At 63.3% G+C, this 17,020-nt stretch carries 16 protein-coding genes and 2 tRNA genes; 11 read left to right on the top strand and 7 right to left on the bottom strand.

Features of this window, described 5'->3' with window-relative positions:
• Positions 1 to 9: 9 nt before the first annotated feature.
• The 5 genes from V6B08_RS19305 (at position 10) to V6B08_RS19325 (ending at position 5,208) form a co-directional block, all read left to right on the top strand.
• A complete protein-coding gene (locus tag V6B08_RS19305) occupies positions 10 to 1,149 on the top strand; it encodes a flagellar motor protein MotB (protein WP_341983985.1) in 1,140 nt (379 codons plus the stop codon).
• Positions 1,150 to 1,162: 13 nt separating this feature from the next.
• Entirely contained in the window at positions 1,163 to 1,654 is a 492-nt protein-coding gene (locus V6B08_RS19310; RefSeq protein ID WP_341983987.1) for an RDD family protein, read from the top strand.
• 132 nt (positions 1,655 to 1,786) lie between these two features.
• A complete protein-coding gene (locus V6B08_RS19315) occupies positions 1,787 to 2,533 on the top strand; it encodes an arginyltransferase (RefSeq protein WP_341983989.1) in 747 nt (248 codons plus the stop codon).
• 171 nt (positions 2,534 to 2,704) lie between these two features.
• Positions 2,705 to 3,826, top strand: coding sequence for a TRAP transporter substrate-binding protein (locus tag V6B08_RS19320; RefSeq protein WP_341983991.1), 1,122 nt, complete (start codon positions 2,705 to 2,707; stop codon positions 3,824 to 3,826).
• 260 nt (positions 3,827 to 4,086) lie between these two features.
• Complete coding sequence (locus V6B08_RS19325) at positions 4,087 to 5,208, top strand: TRAP transporter substrate-binding protein (RefSeq protein ID WP_341983993.1); 1,122 nt, start codon at positions 4,087 to 4,089, stop codon at positions 5,206 to 5,208.
• Positions 5,209 to 5,296: 88 nt separating this feature from the next.
• On the opposite strand, the gene V6B08_RS19330 is transcribed toward V6B08_RS19325, so the two are convergent.
• A complete protein-coding gene (locus V6B08_RS19330) occupies positions 5,297 to 6,850 on the bottom strand; it encodes a TRAP transporter large permease (RefSeq protein WP_341983995.1) in 1,554 nt (517 codons plus the stop codon).
• 19 nt (positions 6,851 to 6,869) lie between these two features.
• Entirely contained in the window at positions 6,870 to 7,460 is a 591-nt protein-coding gene (locus tag V6B08_RS19335) for a TRAP transporter small permease subunit (protein ID WP_341983997.1), read from the bottom strand.
• A gap of 317 nt (positions 7,461 to 7,777) precedes the next feature.
• Between V6B08_RS19335 and V6B08_RS19340 the strand changes: the two genes are divergently transcribed.
• The 5 genes from V6B08_RS19340 (at position 7,778) to V6B08_RS19360 (ending at position 12,967) form a co-directional block, all read left to right on the top strand.
• Entirely contained in the window at positions 7,778 to 10,099 is a 2,322-nt protein-coding gene (locus tag V6B08_RS19340) for an ATP-binding protein (protein WP_341983999.1), read from the top strand.
• A gap of 21 nt (positions 10,100 to 10,120) precedes the next feature.
• Positions 10,121 to 10,531, top strand: a complete 411-nt coding sequence (locus V6B08_RS19345; protein ID WP_341984001.1) for a response regulator — start codon at positions 10,121 to 10,123, stop codon at positions 10,529 to 10,531.
• A gap of 41 nt (positions 10,532 to 10,572) precedes the next feature.
• A complete protein-coding gene (locus V6B08_RS19350; RefSeq protein WP_341984004.1) occupies positions 10,573 to 11,016 on the top strand; it encodes a hypothetical protein in 444 nt (147 codons plus the stop codon).
• Between the two features lie 124 nt (positions 11,017 to 11,140).
• Positions 11,141 to 12,322, top strand: coding sequence for a hypothetical protein (locus tag V6B08_RS19355; protein ID WP_341984006.1), 1,182 nt, complete (start codon positions 11,141 to 11,143; stop codon positions 12,320 to 12,322).
• Positions 12,323 to 12,328: 6 nt separating this feature from the next.
• Entirely contained in the window at positions 12,329 to 12,967 is a 639-nt protein-coding gene (locus V6B08_RS19360; RefSeq protein ID WP_341984008.1) for a glutathione S-transferase family protein, read from the top strand.
• A gap of 116 nt (positions 12,968 to 13,083) precedes the next feature.
• Here V6B08_RS19360 and V6B08_RS19365 read toward each other — a convergent pair whose 3' ends face one another.
• On the bottom strand, positions 13,084 to 14,349 hold the full coding sequence (locus V6B08_RS19365; protein ID WP_341984010.1) for a pentapeptide repeat-containing protein: 1,266 nt from the start codon (positions 14,347 to 14,349) through the stop codon (positions 13,084 to 13,086).
• 372 nt (positions 14,350 to 14,721) lie between these two features.
• Here V6B08_RS19365 and V6B08_RS19370 point away from each other — a divergent pair, with 372 nt between their 5' ends.
• Positions 14,722 to 15,996 (top strand): solute carrier family 23 protein, encoded by a 1,275-nt coding sequence (locus V6B08_RS19370; RefSeq protein ID WP_341984012.1) that lies wholly within the window; start codon positions 14,722 to 14,724, stop codon positions 15,994 to 15,996.
• A gap of 23 nt (positions 15,997 to 16,019) precedes the next feature.
• Here the strand turns inward: V6B08_RS19370 and V6B08_RS19375 are convergent, their stop codons facing one another.
• The 4 genes from V6B08_RS19375 to V6B08_RS19390 form a co-directional block, all read right to left on the bottom strand.
• The gene (locus V6B08_RS19375; protein WP_341984015.1) at positions 16,020 to 16,451 is read right to left on the bottom strand and encodes an SRPBCC family protein; all 432 of its coding nucleotides are present in this window, start codon (positions 16,449 to 16,451) and stop codon (positions 16,020 to 16,022) included.
• A 23-nt stretch (positions 16,452 to 16,474) separates the two neighbouring features.
• Positions 16,475 to 16,551: transfer RNA gene (locus tag V6B08_RS19380), tRNA-Arg, on the bottom strand.
• A 33-nt stretch (positions 16,552 to 16,584) separates the two neighbouring features.
• Complete coding sequence (locus V6B08_RS19385; RefSeq protein WP_341984017.1) at positions 16,585 to 16,878, bottom strand: ETC complex I subunit; 294 nt, start codon at positions 16,876 to 16,878, stop codon at positions 16,585 to 16,587.
• Between the two features lie 42 nt (positions 16,879 to 16,920).
• Positions 16,921 to 16,997 (bottom strand) — tRNA-Pro (locus V6B08_RS19390).
• Positions 16,998 to 17,020 lie beyond the last annotated feature (23 nt).

Consider the following 17,020-nt stretch of genomic DNA (forward strand, 5'->3'; position numbering starts at 1 on the left):
GGTGCTGTCATGGCTGCCGCCGAAGGCGAACGCCCGATTATCGTCAAGAAGATCAAGAAAGGCGGCCATGCAGCCCATGGCGGCGCCTGGAAGGTCGCCTATGCCGATTTCGTGACCGCGATGATGGCGTTCTTCCTGCTGCTGTGGCTGCTCAACGTCACCACCGACGAGCAGAAGAAGGGCGTTGCCGACTATTTCTCGCCCGCTTCCGTCAGCCGCAGCTTCTCCGGTGCCGGCGGCGTCATGGGTGGACGCACCATCATCGAGGATGGCGGCAAGATCAGTTCCTTCGGCCTGCCCACCGTGATCGTCGGCCCGTCCTCGGAAAAGACCGACCAGCCCGATCAGCCGCAATACGATCAGAAATACCAGGATGTGCGCCAGCCGCCGCCCTCGCCCGGCCAGCGCGGCGACCTCAGCCCAGACCGCACCGATGGCAGCCAGGGCCCTGGCCTTTACGAGCGTCAGGGCCAGATCGACGCCCAGGCCGCCGCCGAGCGCATGGCGGAAGTGGAACGCGAGAATTTCCAGCAGGCCGAGGATGCCATCCGTCAGGCTATCGCCGACAACCCGCAACTGGCGGACCTGGCCAAGCAGATCGTGTTCGACACCACACCGGAAGGTTTCCGCATCCAGCTTGTCGACCAGGAACAATCCTCCATGTTCCCGTCTGGCAGCGCCGCGATGAACGACAAGACCCGCCGCCTGATGCAACAGGTGGCGCAGGCGGTGTCGAAACTGCCGAACAAGCTGGCGATCAGCGGCAACACCGATGCCCAGCCCTTCCGTGGCCAGGGCAATTATTCCAACTGGGAACTTTCCACCGACCGCGCCAATGCCAGCCGCCGCGCGCTGATCGATGCCGGTGTACCGGCCGAGCGCATCCGTCAGGTGACCGGCAATGCCGACCAGGACCCGCTGATCAAGGACAACCCGCTTGATCCGCGCAACCGCCGTATTGCCATCCTGGTCTTAAGCGACGTCAAGAAGACCAACGCCGCCGATGCCCAGCCGGGCAATACGAACGGCCCGCGTCCGGCCACCTCGGTGCCGCTGTCGCGCAGCGTTGCTCCGCCGCCGCCGCCACCGCCACCACCAGGCCTCGGCGGTGCCTCCAACGGCGGCATCCGCATCCAGCCGGCGCGCTGATGAGCCAGCCCCGATGAGTGATCCGCAAGGCGCCCCGCCTGCCCCGCGCTTCATTCCCGTGGTGGCATTTGAATTCGGGCCGGAGGCTTTCGAAGGCGTGCTGCTCCGCCGTGCCTTCGCCTATCTGATCGACCTGACGTTGATCCTGCTGGTCGGCTGGCTGTTCATCTTCGTCGCCGTCCTGCTCGGCATCGCCACCTTCGGCCTGTTCCTCTACCTGCTGCCGATGAGCCTGCTGCTGGCGGTTTGGCCAACCGTCTACCATACGCTCAGCATCGGCGGGCCGCGCTCGGCCACGCCCGGCATGCGGCTTTGCGGCATCGAAGTGCGCGTCTGGCATGGTGGCCGTCCGGGCTACCTGCAGGCACTGCTGCACACGGTCGTGTTCTATGCCTCTGTCGCTTTCACTGCCGGCCTGATCCTGGTGGTGCCGCTGTTCCATAACCGCAGCCGCTGCCTGCACGACATCCTTTGCGGCACGGTGGTGGTGCGCGCCGGAAGCTGACCGGACGGGAATTTACCAGATTCCCCAGTCACCAGATTCCCCTGTGTCATACCGGCTTATTTCCGCTAACATATTGGCGACTCAAAGCCGGGAACCTGTAAACTGAGCGCATGAAACCCTAAAACCCATCGCATGAAGCACCGTCTGCAAATCCCCCTGCGGCATTTCTTCGCCACACCGCCCACGCCCTGCCCCTATCTGACAGGCAAGCTGGAGCGCAAGGTGGTGACGCTGCTGGCCGGCGATGATCCGGATGGCCTGCATAATGCGTTGAGCCAGGCCGGCTTCCGCCGCAGCCAGGACCTCGCCTACCGCCCGGCCTGCGAACAGTGCAATGCCTGTGTGCCGGTGCGGGTACCGGTGGAGACCTTCAGCCGCACCGATGGCCAGAACCGCCTGTGGCGCCGTGCTTTCGGCAATGGTTCGACCGCCGGGATCACCACCCGTCGCCTGCCGGCCTATGCCACTAGAGAGCATTTCATGGTGTTCCGCCGCTATGTCACGGCACGGCATGAAGGCGGCGGCATGGCCGACATGGAATTCGCCGACTACCGCGCCATGGTCGAGGATAGCCCGGTGCGCACGGCGCTGACCGAATTCCGCTTCGCCGATGGCCGCCTGCTCGGCGTCTGCCTCACCGATGCGATGCAGGACGGCATCTCTCTGGTCTACAGCTTCTTCGATCCGGATTTCGACCGCCTCAGCCCTGGCAGCCTGATCATCCTGTGGCATATCGAGCAGGCGCGCGAACAGGGCCTGCCTTATGTGTATCTCGGCTACTGGATCGCCGAGAGCCCGAAAATGGCTTACAAGAGCCGTTTCCGCCCGTTGGAAGCCCTGACTCCAGACGGCTGGCAAATCCTGCAAAACCCCGCTTAAGCCTTGTTTTTGTGCAGGTTTTCGCAAGCGCGCGGCATTGCGCGGGGAACCGTGCTTCTTTAAAATATCTGCCTAAGGAGGATCACACAGATCCCCCTGCACGCACGCTTGCCGGTCCTCCCCCTAAAAGGCCGGCTGCGGAGCGACTTGTCATCCTAGGGAGAACCTTCAATGGAACGTCGTAAATTCCTCAAGGGCGCGGCTTTCGCCGGCGCCGGCAGCCTCGGGGTTGCCGCGAGCTTCCCGGCTCCGGCCATCGCGCAGGCCCTGCCCGAAATCAAGTGGCGTATCGCGTCGAGCTTCCCGAAGAGCCTCGACACCATCTATGGCGGCGCCGAAGTCGTTGCCAAGCGCGTGGCTGAACTGACCGACAACAAGTTCCAGATGCGCGTGTTCGCCGCGGGCGAAATCGTGCCCGGCCTGCAGGTGCTCGATGCCGTGCAGAACGGCACTGTCGAAGCTGGCCACACCGTCAGCTACTACTATGTCGGCAAGGACCCGACCTTTGCCTTCGACGCCTGCATGCCGTTCGGCCTGAACGTGCGCCAGCAGAATTCGTGGATGCGCCTCGGCGGCGGCCTCGAGCTGATGCGCGAGTTCTATGCCGGCTACAACATCGTGCAGTTCCCGGCCGGCAATACCGGCACCCAGATGGGCGGCTGGTTCCGCAAGGAAATCAAGACCGTCGAGGACCTCAAGGGCCTGAAGTTCCGCATCGCGGGCATCGCCGGCCAGATCCTCACCAAGCTGGGCGTGGTGCCGCAGCAGATTGCCGGCGGCGACATCTACCCCGCCCTTGAAAAGGGCACCATCGACGCGGCCGAGTGGGTCGGCCCCTACGACGATGAGAAGCTCGGCTTCAACAAGGTGGCCAAGTACTACTACTACCCGGGTTGGTGGGAAGGTGGCCCGCAGGTCTCGCTGCAGATCAACAAGCCGCAGTGGGATGGCCTGCCGAAGCCGTATCAGGCCGCGATCGAAACCGCCTGCTCGGAAGCCACCCTGTGGATGCTGGCCAAGTATGATGCGCAGAACCCGGTGGCGCTGCGCCGCCTGGTCGGTTCGGGCACCCTGCTGCGTCCGTTCCCGAACGCTGTAATGGAAGCCTGCTTCGACGCTGCCAACGAAGTCTACGCGGAAATCGCGGCCAAGAACGACAAGTTCAAGAAGGTCTACGAGCCGTGGAAGAAGTATCGCGATGAGCAGCTGCAGTGGTTCCGTGTTGCCGAAGGCACCTTCGACAACATCATGACCCGCGTTTCGACCCGCAAGCCGGCGGCGAAGAAGCAGTAACGGCGTTACTTTCCGCCGTGTGCAGATAATTGCAAACGGCAGATTTTACGGGCCCTGATCGCAAGATCAGGGCCCGTTTCGTTTCGGTTTGTTTATGCGAATTATGATTGCCGCACACGCGCACCCATGCATAAGCTGCGTGCATCGTTTTCATCCGGCCAAAGAAAAATTGGGGGTGCCGGGTGGACGCGTAGAGTGGGCCGGAGAGCCCGGCTCACAAAACGGACTGCACAACGGTCTTAACTAGGGAGAAACAATCAATGCAACGTCGCAAGTTCCTCAAGGGAGCTGCGTTGGCAGGTGCCGGCGTGGTGGGTACTGCCGCTTCATTCCCGGCACCAGCGCTGGCGCAGAGCCAGCCGGAAGTGCGGTGGCGTCTCGCCTCCAGCTTCCCGAAGAGCCTCGATACCATCTATGGCGGCGCGGAAGTGGTGTCGAAGCGCGTGGCGGAAGCCACCGGCGGCAAATTCCAGATCCGCGCTTTCGCTGCCGGCGAAATCGTGCCCGGCCTGCAGGTACTCGATGCCGTGCAGAACGGCACCGTCGAATGCGGCCATACCGCCAACTACTACTATGTCGGCAAGGATCCGACTTTCGCCTTCGACACCGCCATTCCGTTCGGCCTAAATGGCCGCCAGCAGAATGCCTGGATGTACTATGGCGGCGGTCGCCAGCTGATGAACGAGTTCTTCAAGGATTATAACTGCCACGCCATTCCGGCCGGCAATACCGGCACCCAGATGGGCGGCTGGTTCCGCAAGGAAATCAAGACCGTCGAAGACCTCAAGGGCCTCAAGTTCCGCATCGGTGGCTTTGCCGGCCAGGTGCTGACCAAGCTCGGCGTGGTGCCGCAGCAGATCGCAGGCGGCGACATCTACCCGGCGCTCGAGAAAGGCACCATCGACGCGGCGGAGTGGGTCGGCCCGTACGACGATGAAAAGCTCGGCTTCAACAAGGTGGCGAAGTACTATTACTATCCGGGCTGGTGGGAAGGCGGGCCGCAGCTTTCGCTGATGGTCAATATCAACTCCTGGAATGCCTTGCCGGCCGAGTACAAGGCGGTGCTGGAAGCTGCTGGCGCCGAGGCCAATGTCGGCATGGTGGCGAAGTATGACTCGCTCAATCCTGGCGCACTGAAGAAGCTGGTTGGCGGCGGCACGCTGCTGCGGCCCTTCCCGCGCCCGGTGATGGAAGCCTGCTATGAGGCGGCCAACGAGCTCTACGCCGAAACCAGCGCCAAGAATCCGAAGTTCAAGAAGGTCTTCGATAGCTGGGTGAAGTTCCGTGACGAGCAGGTGCAGTGGTGGCGCGTCGCCGAGAACACCTTCGACAACCTGATGATCTCGGCCAGCAACAAGAAGGCGGCGAAGAAGAAGACCTGATCGGTCGCGCTTCATAGCCCAAAAACAGGAACGGCCGGTCCACAAGGACCGGCCGTTTTCTTGTTCGCGATGATCTGGAAAAACCGGATCAGTCCGCCTTTTCTTCTTCCTCGGACTCCTCGTCCTCGGTCTCGCTAGGCTGCTGCTCTTGCGGCTGGCCGCCAAACGCCTGGTTCGGATCGGTGGCTTCTTCCGCTGCCTCGCCCTCTTCGTCGGCCGGATCCGAACTTGGGATCACAATCTCGACCTTGGACGGATCGACCTTCACACCGCGGTCGAGGCCGACATAGACCATCTGCGGGAAGATGATGACCAGCGCCACCATGATGATCTGGATGCACACAAACGGCACGGCGCCCCAGTAGATCTGGCCGGTGGTGACCTTCGGGATCAGCTTGCCGGTGATCTTGTCGATATAGTCGGCAGCCGGTGCCACGCTGCGCAAGTAGAACAGCGCAAAGCCGAACGGCGGGTGCATGAACGAGGTCTGCATGTTGACGCCGAGCAGCACGCCAAACCAGATCAGGTCGATGCCCAGCTTTTCGGCGACAGGCCCGAGCAGCGGCACCACGATGAAGGCCAGCTCGAAGAAATCGAGGAAGAAGGCGAGCAGGAACACCATGATGTTGACGACGATCAGGAAGCCGATCTCGCCTCCCGGCAGGCCGGTGAGCAGATGCTCGACCCAGAGGTCGCCATCCACCGCGCGGAAAGTGAGGCCGAACACCGTCGAGCCGATCAGGATGAAGATCACGAAGGCCGACAGCTTCGTCGTCGAATCCATCGCCTGGCGGGTCAGCGACCAGGTCATCTTGCGCTTGATCAGCGCCAGGATGATGGCGCCGGCCGCACCCATGGCGCCGCCTTCGGTCGGTGTTGCCACGCCGATGAAGATGGTGCCGAGCACCAGGAAGATCAGCACCAGCGGCGGCACCAGCGACACCAGCACGCGATAGGCCAGCTTGGCGCCGCGCAGCGGGCGGGCTTCCGGCGGCAAAGCCGGCGCGGCTGCAGGCTTGATCATGGTGACCAGGAAGACATAGCCGGCATACATCGACGCCAGCACCAGGCCGGGAACCATCGCGCCGGCATACATGTCGCCAACCGAACGGCCGAGCTGGTCGGCCATCACAATCAGCACCAGGCTGGGCGGAATGATCTGCGCCAGCGTGCCGGATGCCGCGATAACGCCAGAGGCGAGCCGTCGGTCATAGCCGTAGCGCAGCATGATCGGCAGCGAGATCAGGCCCATGGAGATAACCGACGCCGCCACGACGCCGGTGGTGGCCGCCAGCAATGCGCCGACGAAGATCACCGCATAGGCCAGGCCGCCGCGCAGTGGGCCGAAAAGCTGCCCAATGGTATCGAGCAAGTCCTCCGCCATGCCAGAGCGTTCCAGGATCAAGCCCATGAAGGTGAAGAATGGGATCGCCAGCAGCGTGTCGTTGCGCATGATGCCGAACACACGTTCCGGCAGCGCCTGGAACAAGGCCGGCGTCAGCAGGCCGAGTTCGATGCCGATGAAGCCGAACAGGAAACCATTGGCGGCCAGAGCGAAGGCGACCGGGTAGCCCATCAGCAGGAAGAACACCAGCGCCACGAACATCACCGGCGCCAGGTTATGGGTCAGAAATTCAACCATGATAAGAAATCCTTCGCGCTCAGGACTGCTTGGCGGCTTGATGCTCTTGCTGGATCTCCTGGATCAGCTCGAGCTCGGAATCCACCTTCTTCGGCGCGGGATTGGGGATCAGCCCCATCAGGAAGGCGACACGCTTGATCAATTCGGAAATGCCTTGCAGCGACAGCAGCGCGAAGCCGACCGGCACCAGCAGCTTCACCGGCCAGCGGATCAGGCCGCCGGCATCGGATGACATCTCGTTGCGAACCCAGGATTCAATGAACATCGGCCAGGCCAGATACATGATCACCAGCGACATCGGCAGCAGGAACAGCACCGTGCCGAAAATGTCGATCCAGGTCAGGGTGCGCTCGGAGAAGCGGCTGACGACGACATCGATGCGGATATGCTCGTTGCGCAGCAGGGTGTAGCCGGAGGCCAGCAGGAACACGCCGGAGAACAGGTACCACTGCACTTCCAGCCAGCCATTCGAGCTGGTGTGAAACAGGTAACGCACGCTGGCATTACCGGCGCTTATGACCACGGCGGCCAGCACCAGCCAGTAGACCAGGCGGCCAACGCGCTCGTTCAGCGCATCGATCAGCCGGCTCAAAGCAAGCAATATCGTCACGGGAGTCCCCTTCCCTAAAGCCTGCCGGTGCGGGCCACAATTCCCCGTCGGCGGGCGCGCAATAACATTACCCGGAGCCGCGCTCAAGGGTCGCGGCCTCGATTTGCCGGCCTTTGCGGCCTGGCAGGATGTTGCCTCCCTGTCGAGGCGCTACCGATATAGCAGCGTCACGGGAAATTGCGAAGCCATTTCCCCTTTTTGAGTAGCGTGCAAACCCATCAGAAGCCTAGTAAATTCCTTGCAAATTCCGCTGGCTCGGGTACCACTTTGCCGAATCTGCCCAATTTTACAGCAGTATCCCAGGGGCCCGGATTGGCATGACCATCCGGGGCAAACTGGCCGCCGCCTTCGCGGTGGCGGTGCTGGCCGCCGCCGGCCTTGGCGTCGCTGCCCTGCTGGCCCTGTGGGGTGTCGGCGACCTGGTGGTGCGGATGTATGACCAGCCGCTGCAGAGCATCAATTTCGCCCGTTCGGCCCAGACCAGCTTCGCGGTGCTGGAACTGGCCAATCGGGAATTCGACTCCAAAGACGCCCAACGCATCCGGGAGCAGATTGAAATCGTTGAGGCCCGTAACGGTGATTTTCTCGGCGACCTGCAGGTGGCCGAAGAGCGCGGCATCTCGCCCAGCATCCGCGATATCGCAGCCGATATCCGGACACTGAATGGCGAATGGCTGGCGGCGGCCAAGGTCGCACTGCAGATGCGTGCCAACCATGGTGAACTGGAAGCGGCCGTGCTGCGCCGCGAGGCCAGCGCCAACGCCATTCTGGAAAAGCTGGAAATCCTCACCCAGATCGCTGCCGCCGATGGCTTCGTGTTCCGCATGGATGCGGAAGCCGCCGTCGAGCGCGCCAAACAGCGCACGCTGCTGGTGATCGCCGGCCTGGTGCTGGTGATCTTCGGCGTCGCCTTTCTGCTGATCCGCGACATCGTGGTGCCGCTGAATACCATGACCCAGATGATGTTCCGCCTCGCTGGCGGCGAGCGCGACATCCAGCCGCCGCATCTGCAGCGGCGCGACGAGGTCGGCCGCATGGCGCGCTCGCTCGGCGTGTTCCGCACGGCGATGATCGAAGTGGAGGAAGCTCGCGAGAAGGCAGAGGCCGCCACCCGCGCCAAATCTGAATTCCTCGCCATGATGAGCCACGAAATCCGCACGCCGATGAACGGCGTGCTGGGCCTGACCCGGCTGCTGCTGCGCACCGATCTCGACCGCGAGCAGACCGATCTCGCCAGCACGGTGCTGCAATCGGGCGAGGCCTTGCTGGCGATTCTCAACGACATCCTGGATTTCTCCAAGCTGGAGGCGGGCCGCGTCGATCTTGAGCATATCGACTTCGACCTGGCAGCCGTGCTGCGCGGCGCGGTGAAGCTGATGCGCAGCCGGGCCGAGGAAAAGGACCTGGAGATCGGTTTCGATTTCCCGATGGATGTGGCGCGCTATCACAAGGGCGATCCGGGGCGGCTGCGCCAGGTGCTGCTGAATCTGATCGGCAATGCCATCAAGTTCACCGAGCAAGGTCGCGTCTGGGTCACCGCCACGCGGCTCGGCGATGCGGCAAACGGCGGCGACCGCCTGCGTTTCGGAGTGCGTGACACCGGCATCGGCATCGCGCCGGAAAATATTGGCAAGCTGTTTGGCAGCTTCGCCCAGGCCGACTCATCCATTACCCGCCGCTTTGGCGGCACTGGCCTGGGCCTCGCCATCAGCCGCAAGCTGGTGGAGGCCATGGGCGGCCAGATTGGCGTCGAGAGCCAGCTTGGCAAGGGCAGCACCTTTTGGTTCGAAATCGATCTGGATGCCGGTGTTGCACCCAAGACCAGCGAGGAACTCGCCGCCAGCCGTCCGGCGATGCCGGCCTTGCGGATTCTGGTGGCTGAGGACAATCCCGTGAATCGCAAGGTGATCGGCGGCATGCTGGCCGAGGGCGGGCATCAAGTGGATTTTGCCGTGAACGGCCGCGAAGCCGTGACGATGGCGCTGGCGGCGGATTACCGGCTGATCCTGATGGACGTGCATATGCCCGAGCAAGATGGCCGTGCCGCCACCCGCGCGATCCGCGCCGCCGGCGGTCCTCGCGCCGAGGTACCGATCATCGCGGCCACGGCCTCCCTGTCGCCTGACGGCATCCGCTCCTGCCTCGATGCCGGCATGAACGATTATGTCGCCAAGCCAATCAATCCGGCTGCGCTGGATGACGCCATGCGCCGGGTGCTGGGGCTGGGCGGCGACGCGCCCCCCCTGCCGCCAGCCGAGCCGCTTTCGCTGGTCGAACGTCTTGATGCCGATGCCGCCCCCTTCGACGATGCCGTGCTGGAGCAGCTCAAGACCGATCTCGGACCAGAAATCGTGGTGGAACTGATAGATGCCTTCTTCGAAGCGGCTGAGCAGCTTGAACGGGATTTCGCCGCCCAGGCCCCCGCCGGCGACTGGAACGCCATCGGACTTGGCGCCCATAGCCTGAAAAGCTCCGCCGGCAGCTTGGGGCTGGCCCGGCTCTATCGCAGCGCCGGGCTGCTGGAGGAACTGGGCCGTGGCGGCGAGGATGCGGAAGCGGCAAAAGCTCTAGTTGTATTGCAAAATGACCTAAAAGACGGCATGGAATGGCTGGCCAACAGGCGCCAGGAACTGGCGTGATGGCGCGGGAATGGATGCTGAATGCTTGAGGATACCAAGGTAGCGGGTTTCGAACGGCTGCAGGTGCTGCTGGTGGAGGATGATGCCTTCGCCCAGCGTCTGGCCGCCAGCGTGCTCAAGCAGCTTGGTATTACCAAGCTGGTGGTGGTGAAGGATGGCCAGGCGGCCATCGACCAGCTCAATCACGAAGACACAAGGTACGACCTGATCATCTCCGACTGGAACATGCCCAATGTCACCGGGCTGGACCTGCTGAAGCACGTGCGCAAGACCTGGGAGAACATGCCGTTCCTGATGTTGACCGGCAATGCCAACGAGGAATTCGTCCGCATCGCCCAGGCCAACAAGGTGGATGCCTATATCATCAAGCCGTTTTCACCGGCACAATTGAAGCAGAAGATCATGGCGCTCTTCCGGATGAAGCCGCTGTAAAATTAAACCCATGTAAACCAGACCAAGGCCAGGATCGCGGCATGTGGCGAAATGTTGCCAAGCGCCTGACCGGCAAGCAGCCGGCTCCCGACCCGGGTCCCTCGCCCCGGGACCTGGAGCGTGTTGACCGCATCCTGAGCAAGATTTCCGAGGAGACCTTCCTGGTTTTCGATCTGCTGAAAGACGGCATGGTCAAGGAAGCCTCGTTCAAGACCGTCGAGGAAAGCATCACCAAGAATTCCATCCTCGCCACCTTCGAGCAGGTGCGCGCGGATGCCTATGGCGATGTGGCGCAGATCGCCCGCGAGCATGCCCGCCGTTTCGCCCAGGCTGCACTGGACATGCCTGAGCCACAGCAGCGCCAATTCGCCCTCTCCGTGGCGCAGGCTTTCGAACGCTTCTCCAAGCAGCTCCAGGTCGCCCAGCGCAAGCTCAACGATGCCGAACCCGGCGGTGCGGCGGCGCTCAAAGAGCCCAAATCCTGAGCCACCAGGACCGGGCCGTTTCCTCGTTTTCCTGCCGTAATTTATAGAGACCCTTGCCAAAGCGCGCAGAGGGCGCGATACAGATTTCAACGCTTTGTAACGGGGCTTTGTGACGGGGGTAGAGATGTTCGGCTTTGGCGCGCGGGTCTACGACTACGAAATCTACGTCATGATCGATGGCCGCTGGCGCCTCGACAAACGCCTGGAAGGCGAACCCGGCACCGGCAAGGCCGCGGCCGAGATCCTGGAAAAGAATGCCATCGCCCAGGCCAACGCCCTGCTCAATGTCGGCGACTTCTCGGCGGTGAAGGTGATCCGCACCTCCGACAAATCCAATACCCAGACCGAGATCTACAGCAAGACCGCCACCGTGCGGCCGAAGGTGATGCAGACGCGGCCCTACAAGGGCGTTTTTCCGATCTGCGACACGGTCTATGCCTTCACCACGCGCGAGGCCTGCCGCGGCTTCGGCGCGGTGTTTCGCGAGTTCCTGGACAAGCAGAACTGCACCGCCGTGGAGCTGCTGCATTCGCCGCAGCAGCAGCGCAAGCTGGCCGACCAGAGCAACTTCCTGCGTGCCGGCATCTATATCCTGGCCGGTTCCCAGACCCAGCCGGGCCTGCCCAGCCAGGCCGAGCGCAGCAAGAAGCTGGAAGCCCTGTTCGACAAGCTGATCAGCCATACCCGCAATGCGCTGGCCGAGAAGAATATGCCGAGCCTGGAGACCGGCAACTTCGACACCCTGATCGAACGCATGAATGGCCGCTACCAGCAGCCCGGCGATGCCCGCTTCTACATCTTCTTCCAGGTCTCGAAGGTGCTGATCCAGTTGCCGAGCTATGCCGCCAAGCTGGACTGGGTGCTGAAGCTGATGGCGCAGCGCACGCATGCCGAAAACGATGTGCTGCTGGACGAGATCGCCGCTTCCTGCCTCGACTCTTCCACCCTGGTGCAGGACCTGCTGGGCCACCGCGCCAATCTCTCCGATGCGCTCACAGCCCTGGCCGAGCTTTCTGCCGGCAAGCTGGAAATCCCGGCCACGCCGCAGGCCGATCCGTTGCTGGCGGCGGTGAATGCCATGCTGGCGCAGAACCGCCTGCCGCTCTGCGTCGAGACCTTGTGGGACCGCATCCATTCCAACCTGACGTCCAAGGCGCTGCTGGCCAAGAACGATCCGAAGAAGGAATGGCAGCTCACCCGCAACCTGAATCACAAGCTGCTCTCCATGGCACCGCCGGCCTTCAAGGACCAGATCGACCATGCCGGCCGCATGCGCATGGAGCGCGTGCGCGACATGCAGAGTTGATCGCACATGCTCAGGATCTGGGGCCGCCCGAGTTCGGTGAATGTGCAGAAAGTGCTGTGGGCCGCCGATGAACTGGGCCTGGCCTACGAGCATATCGTGGTCGGCGGCAAGTTCGGCGGCACCGATGGCGCCGCTTATGGCGCGCTCAACCCCAACCGCCTGGTGCCTTCGATCCAGGATGATCCGGAAACGCCCGGTGGTGCGCCGGTGACGATCTGGGAAAGCAACAGCATCACGCGCTACCTCGCCGCCCGCTACGGCGCCGGCACGTTATGGCCCGCCCTGCCCGGCCAGCGCAGCGAGGCCGACCGCTGGATGGACTGGGCCCTCACCATCATCGGCGAGCCGCTGCGGGTGCTGTTCTGGGGTTTCATTCGCGATCCCGCCCATGCGGTGCCGGAAGCGATGCAGCAGGCCGAAGCGCAGGCAGCACAATACTGGGCACGGCTGGATGCCCACCTCGCCGACCGCGCTTATGTTGCCGGCGATGCCTTCAGCATGGGCGACATCCCGGTCGGCTGCTTCGTGCAACGCTGGTTGAACTTCCCGATCACACGGCCTTCGCTGCCGCATCTGGAAGCCTGGCACGAACGGCTGAGCCAGCGCCCGGCCTATGCCAAGCATGTCATGGTGCGGATGGAGTGAGCGGCGCTCGCCCATAATGCCTGAGACCCGCGGGTCAAGCCCGCGGGTGACGAGATGAGATACTGATTGAATGCGTCATCCCCAGCCTTGAGCCGGGGATCTCACGCCGGATGAACTCAATCCATCGGCGGCAGCAGCGCGCCGGTGGTGTCGGCGTCGGTGAGATCGGCATTCACCATCTTGGCATCGGTGAGATTGGCATTGCGCAGACGCGCCCGCACCAATCGCGCGTCGATCAGGTTGGCCCCCTTCAACACCGCTTCGGAGAAATCCGCTTCCGTGGCATCGACGGCAGCAAGGCTGGCCGACCAGAAGCGACCGATCGGCTTGCCATCGGGACCACGCAGCGGCACCTGGCCGAGCGTGGCACGATGCAGCACGGTCTTGTGCAGGATGGCGCGCGAGAGATTGACGCCGTTCATCAGCGCGCCGATCAGGTTGGCGCCGGTAAGATCGGCTTCCGAAAGATCGGTCATCACCAGCGTGGCATTCTGCAGCTTGGCACCGGCCAGCTTCGCACCCTTCATGTTGGCGCCGGAGAGATCCTTGCCGGACAGGTCGATGCGCTCCATCGCCAGGCCGGCAAGATCGGCGCGCGTGCCTTCGGCACCATCGCTTTTGATCCAGCGTTCATGGTCCTGCAGCATGGTGGCGACGGAATTGCCGAAGCTCGCCACATCGACGAACATCTCGGCATCCTTGAAATTCGCCGTATCCATGTCGACGTCTTCAAGCACCGCGCCCTTGAGGTCGGCGCCTTCGAAATTCGCGCCCTCGATCAGCGCCAGCGACAAATCGGCACCGCGCAGGGAAGCGCCGTTCAGGTTCGCGCCGGCCAGATTGGCCTTGCGCAGATTCACCTTAGAGAGATTGGCCTTGGTCAGGTTGGCGCCGGAAAGATTGACGCCGACCATATTCGAGCCCGTCAAATTCGAACCACGCAGGTTGGCTTCCGACAGATCGGCGCCCTGGGTGTTGGCCTTCGGCTTCTTGCCTTCCGCCGTGGGCGCACCGAAGCCGACACCGGACTCAGAGGCCTGCATCAGGGCACCACCGCGGAAATCGACGCCAAGCAGCCGCGCGCCGGCAAGCTGCGCGCCACGCATCGAGGCGCCGCGCAAATCGGCTTTCGAGAGATCGGCGCGCGAAAGATCGGCGCGCTCGAGATTGGCGGCAAACAGATCGGCTTCGGACAGGTTCACGTCGCTGAGGATGGCACGCGAGAGATTGGAGCCGGAGAGCTTGGCGGCGCGCAGGTCGGCACCGGAAAAGTCATAGCCTTGCAGGTCGGCGAGCGAGAGATTGAGCCGAACGCCGCGCGGACGCTTGCCAAGCCACTCTCGGTGGCGGGCCAGCATCCTTTCCACTTCCATCGGATTCATTTCGAGTTCTTCTACCCCCAGGGCCGCCAGCGCCCAGCCCCGGCTTCTCCGGGACCTCCGCAACGCTGCATCCTTTACGCGATTTTAGTGCATTTCCGCGCCCGCGCAATCTTCGCTGTTAACCAAGACACCCCGATCTGGGGCCGGAAAACCGCCCGGACGCCGAATGTCCCAATCCTTTCGCAACAAGCTTAAGAAACGGCAAATACCACCGCTGCTGATCCCCGCCAATATATCCCCTGACGCGCAGCCGGATGTTACAGCCCGGTTGCATGGCGGCCCGGGGCATGGGCTAATCGGTGCAATTGCCGCGAATCGCCGTTCCGAGTCGGGGCGGCCGGCGGCTTCGCACCGATGGGGGATGCCATGGTCATGACCAACTGGACGGAAAAGAATGGCGGCGTTATTGCGCCGGATGAGCGCCTGCCCTGGGGGCAGACAGTGGTGGCCGGCCTGCAGCATGTGGTGGCGATGTTCGGCGCCACGGCGCTGGCACCGATCATCATGGGCTTCGATCCCAATGTCTCGATCCTGTTTTCCGGCGTCTCGACGCTGATCTTCTTCGTCGTTACCGGCGGCAAGCTGCCGAGCTATCTCGGCTCCAGTTTCTCCTTCATCGCCGTGGTGATCGCCGCCACCGGCTATGCGGGCAGCGGCCCCAACGCCAATATCGCCGTGGCGCTTGGCGGCATCATCGCCTGCGGCGCGCTCTATGCCATCATCGGCGCCATCGTCATGGCGGTGGGCCATGCCTGGATCGAGAAGCTGATGCCGCCGGTGGTCACTGGCGCCATCGTCGCCATCATCGGCCTCAACCTGGCGCCGATTGCCGTGAAAGGCGTCTCGGCCTCGCAATTCGACATGTGGATCGGCCTGCTCACCGTGGTCGCGGTCGGCCTTGTCGCCGTGGCAGCACCGGCCAGCCTGCGCCGCCTGCCGATCCTGCTCGGCGGCCTGATCGCCTACCTGTTCTATGTGCTCTGCGCCAATGGCCTCGGCATGGCCAAGCCGGTGGATTTCTCGGCCATCGCCAACGCCGCCTGGCTCGGCCTGCCGAATTTCACAGCACCCGTGTTCCAGGGCAGCGCCATCGCCCTGATCGCACCGGTGGCGGTGATCCTGGTGGCGGAAAATCTCGGCCATGTGAAGGCCATCGGCGTGATGACCGGCCGCAACCTCGATCCCCTGCTCGGTCGCGCCTTCCTCGGCGACGGCATCGCCACGATGCTTTCCGGCGCGGGCGGCGGCACCGGCATGACCACCTATGCGGAAAACATGGGCGTGATGGCGGTGACCAAGAATTTCTCTACCGCCTTGTTCGTGGTAGCGGCGGGCTTCGCGCTGCTGCTCGGCTTCTCGCCCAAATTCGGCGCCGTGATCGGCACCATTCCCGGCCCGGTGCTGGGTGGCCTGGCTTTGGTGGTGTTCGGCCTGATAGCCGCCACGGCTGGGCGCATCTGGGTGGAGAACAAGGTGGACTTCTCGTCCAGCCGCAACCTGATCACCGTCGGCGTCGCGCTGGTGGCGGGTGCCGGCGACCTGGCGCTGAAAATCGGCGGCTTCTCGCTCGGCGGCATTGGTACAGCCACCTTCGGCTGCATCATCCTCTACCACCTGCTGGCCGGCCTGGAGAAAACGGAAGGCTGAGCTAACGGTCCCGCTCGGGCGCTTCAGGCGTAGATCGCCACCAGGCGCTCGAGCGATTCCGTCCAGCCGCGGGTGTGGCGTGTGGCCGCCTCGGCATCAGCGAACTGGTCATGCTTGAGTGTGATTTCCGTGCCGACCTCAGTGGCGCGGAAACTGACCGAAACCCGCGAGATGCGGTCCGGTGTGCTGGCCCAGGCCCAGGAAAACACCAGCTTCTTTTCCGGTACGATCTCGCTGTAGCGGCCTGAAACCTCGTGCCGCCCGACGCCCGGTTCCTCGATCACGGTGCGGAAGCGTCCGCCAACGCGCAGGTCGGCCTCGGCCTCGACGCAGCTTGTGTGATGCGGCCCCCACCATTGCACCAGCATTTCCGGCCGTGTCCAGGCGGCATAGACCAGCGGCGGCGGGGCTTTCACCTCGCGCACCAGGGTCAGGCTCGGGGGAATGGCGTTCATGGCGGCAGGGGGAAGCTCGAGGTTGGCGTGCCCTGGTGGATTCGAACCACCGACCTGCCGCTTAGAAGGCGGCTGCTCTATCCAACTGAGCTAAGGGCACCCGGAATCAGTCTAGCCCGCGCGCCCTTAAAAATCAGCGCACGCGGTTGTAGGCGTAGTTATCGGCATAGGCGCGGCGCGCCAGGATTCTTTCGTGCGGCTCTTCCACTTCAAAGGCGATGCCGCGCTTCTCGGCATAGGCAATCGCCAATTCCTTGCTGTCGAATTTCAGCACCAACTGGCCGAGCGTGGTGGTGGAGCCGGTCCAGCCCATCAGCGGCTCGACGAAGCGGTTGCCGGCAGCATCATATTCCAGCACCCACTGCTTGGTCTTGGCACGACCGGACTGCATGGCCGTCTTGGCCGGCTGATAGATGCGCGCAAGCATGGCGAACCTCTTGTCGATTCAGGCAAATATGCCCGGTATGGCTGGTCGGGGCGAGAGGATTTGAACCTCCGGCTTCCTGCTCCCAAAGCAGGCGCTCTACCAGGCTGAGCTACACCCCGCAATCGCGCCGGTTATTAGCATG

This window comes from Ferrovibrio sp. MS7 (genome assembly GCF_038404985.1).
Classification (GTDB): domain Bacteria; phylum Pseudomonadota; class Alphaproteobacteria; order Ferrovibrionales; family Ferrovibrionaceae; genus Ferrovibrio; species Ferrovibrio plantarum.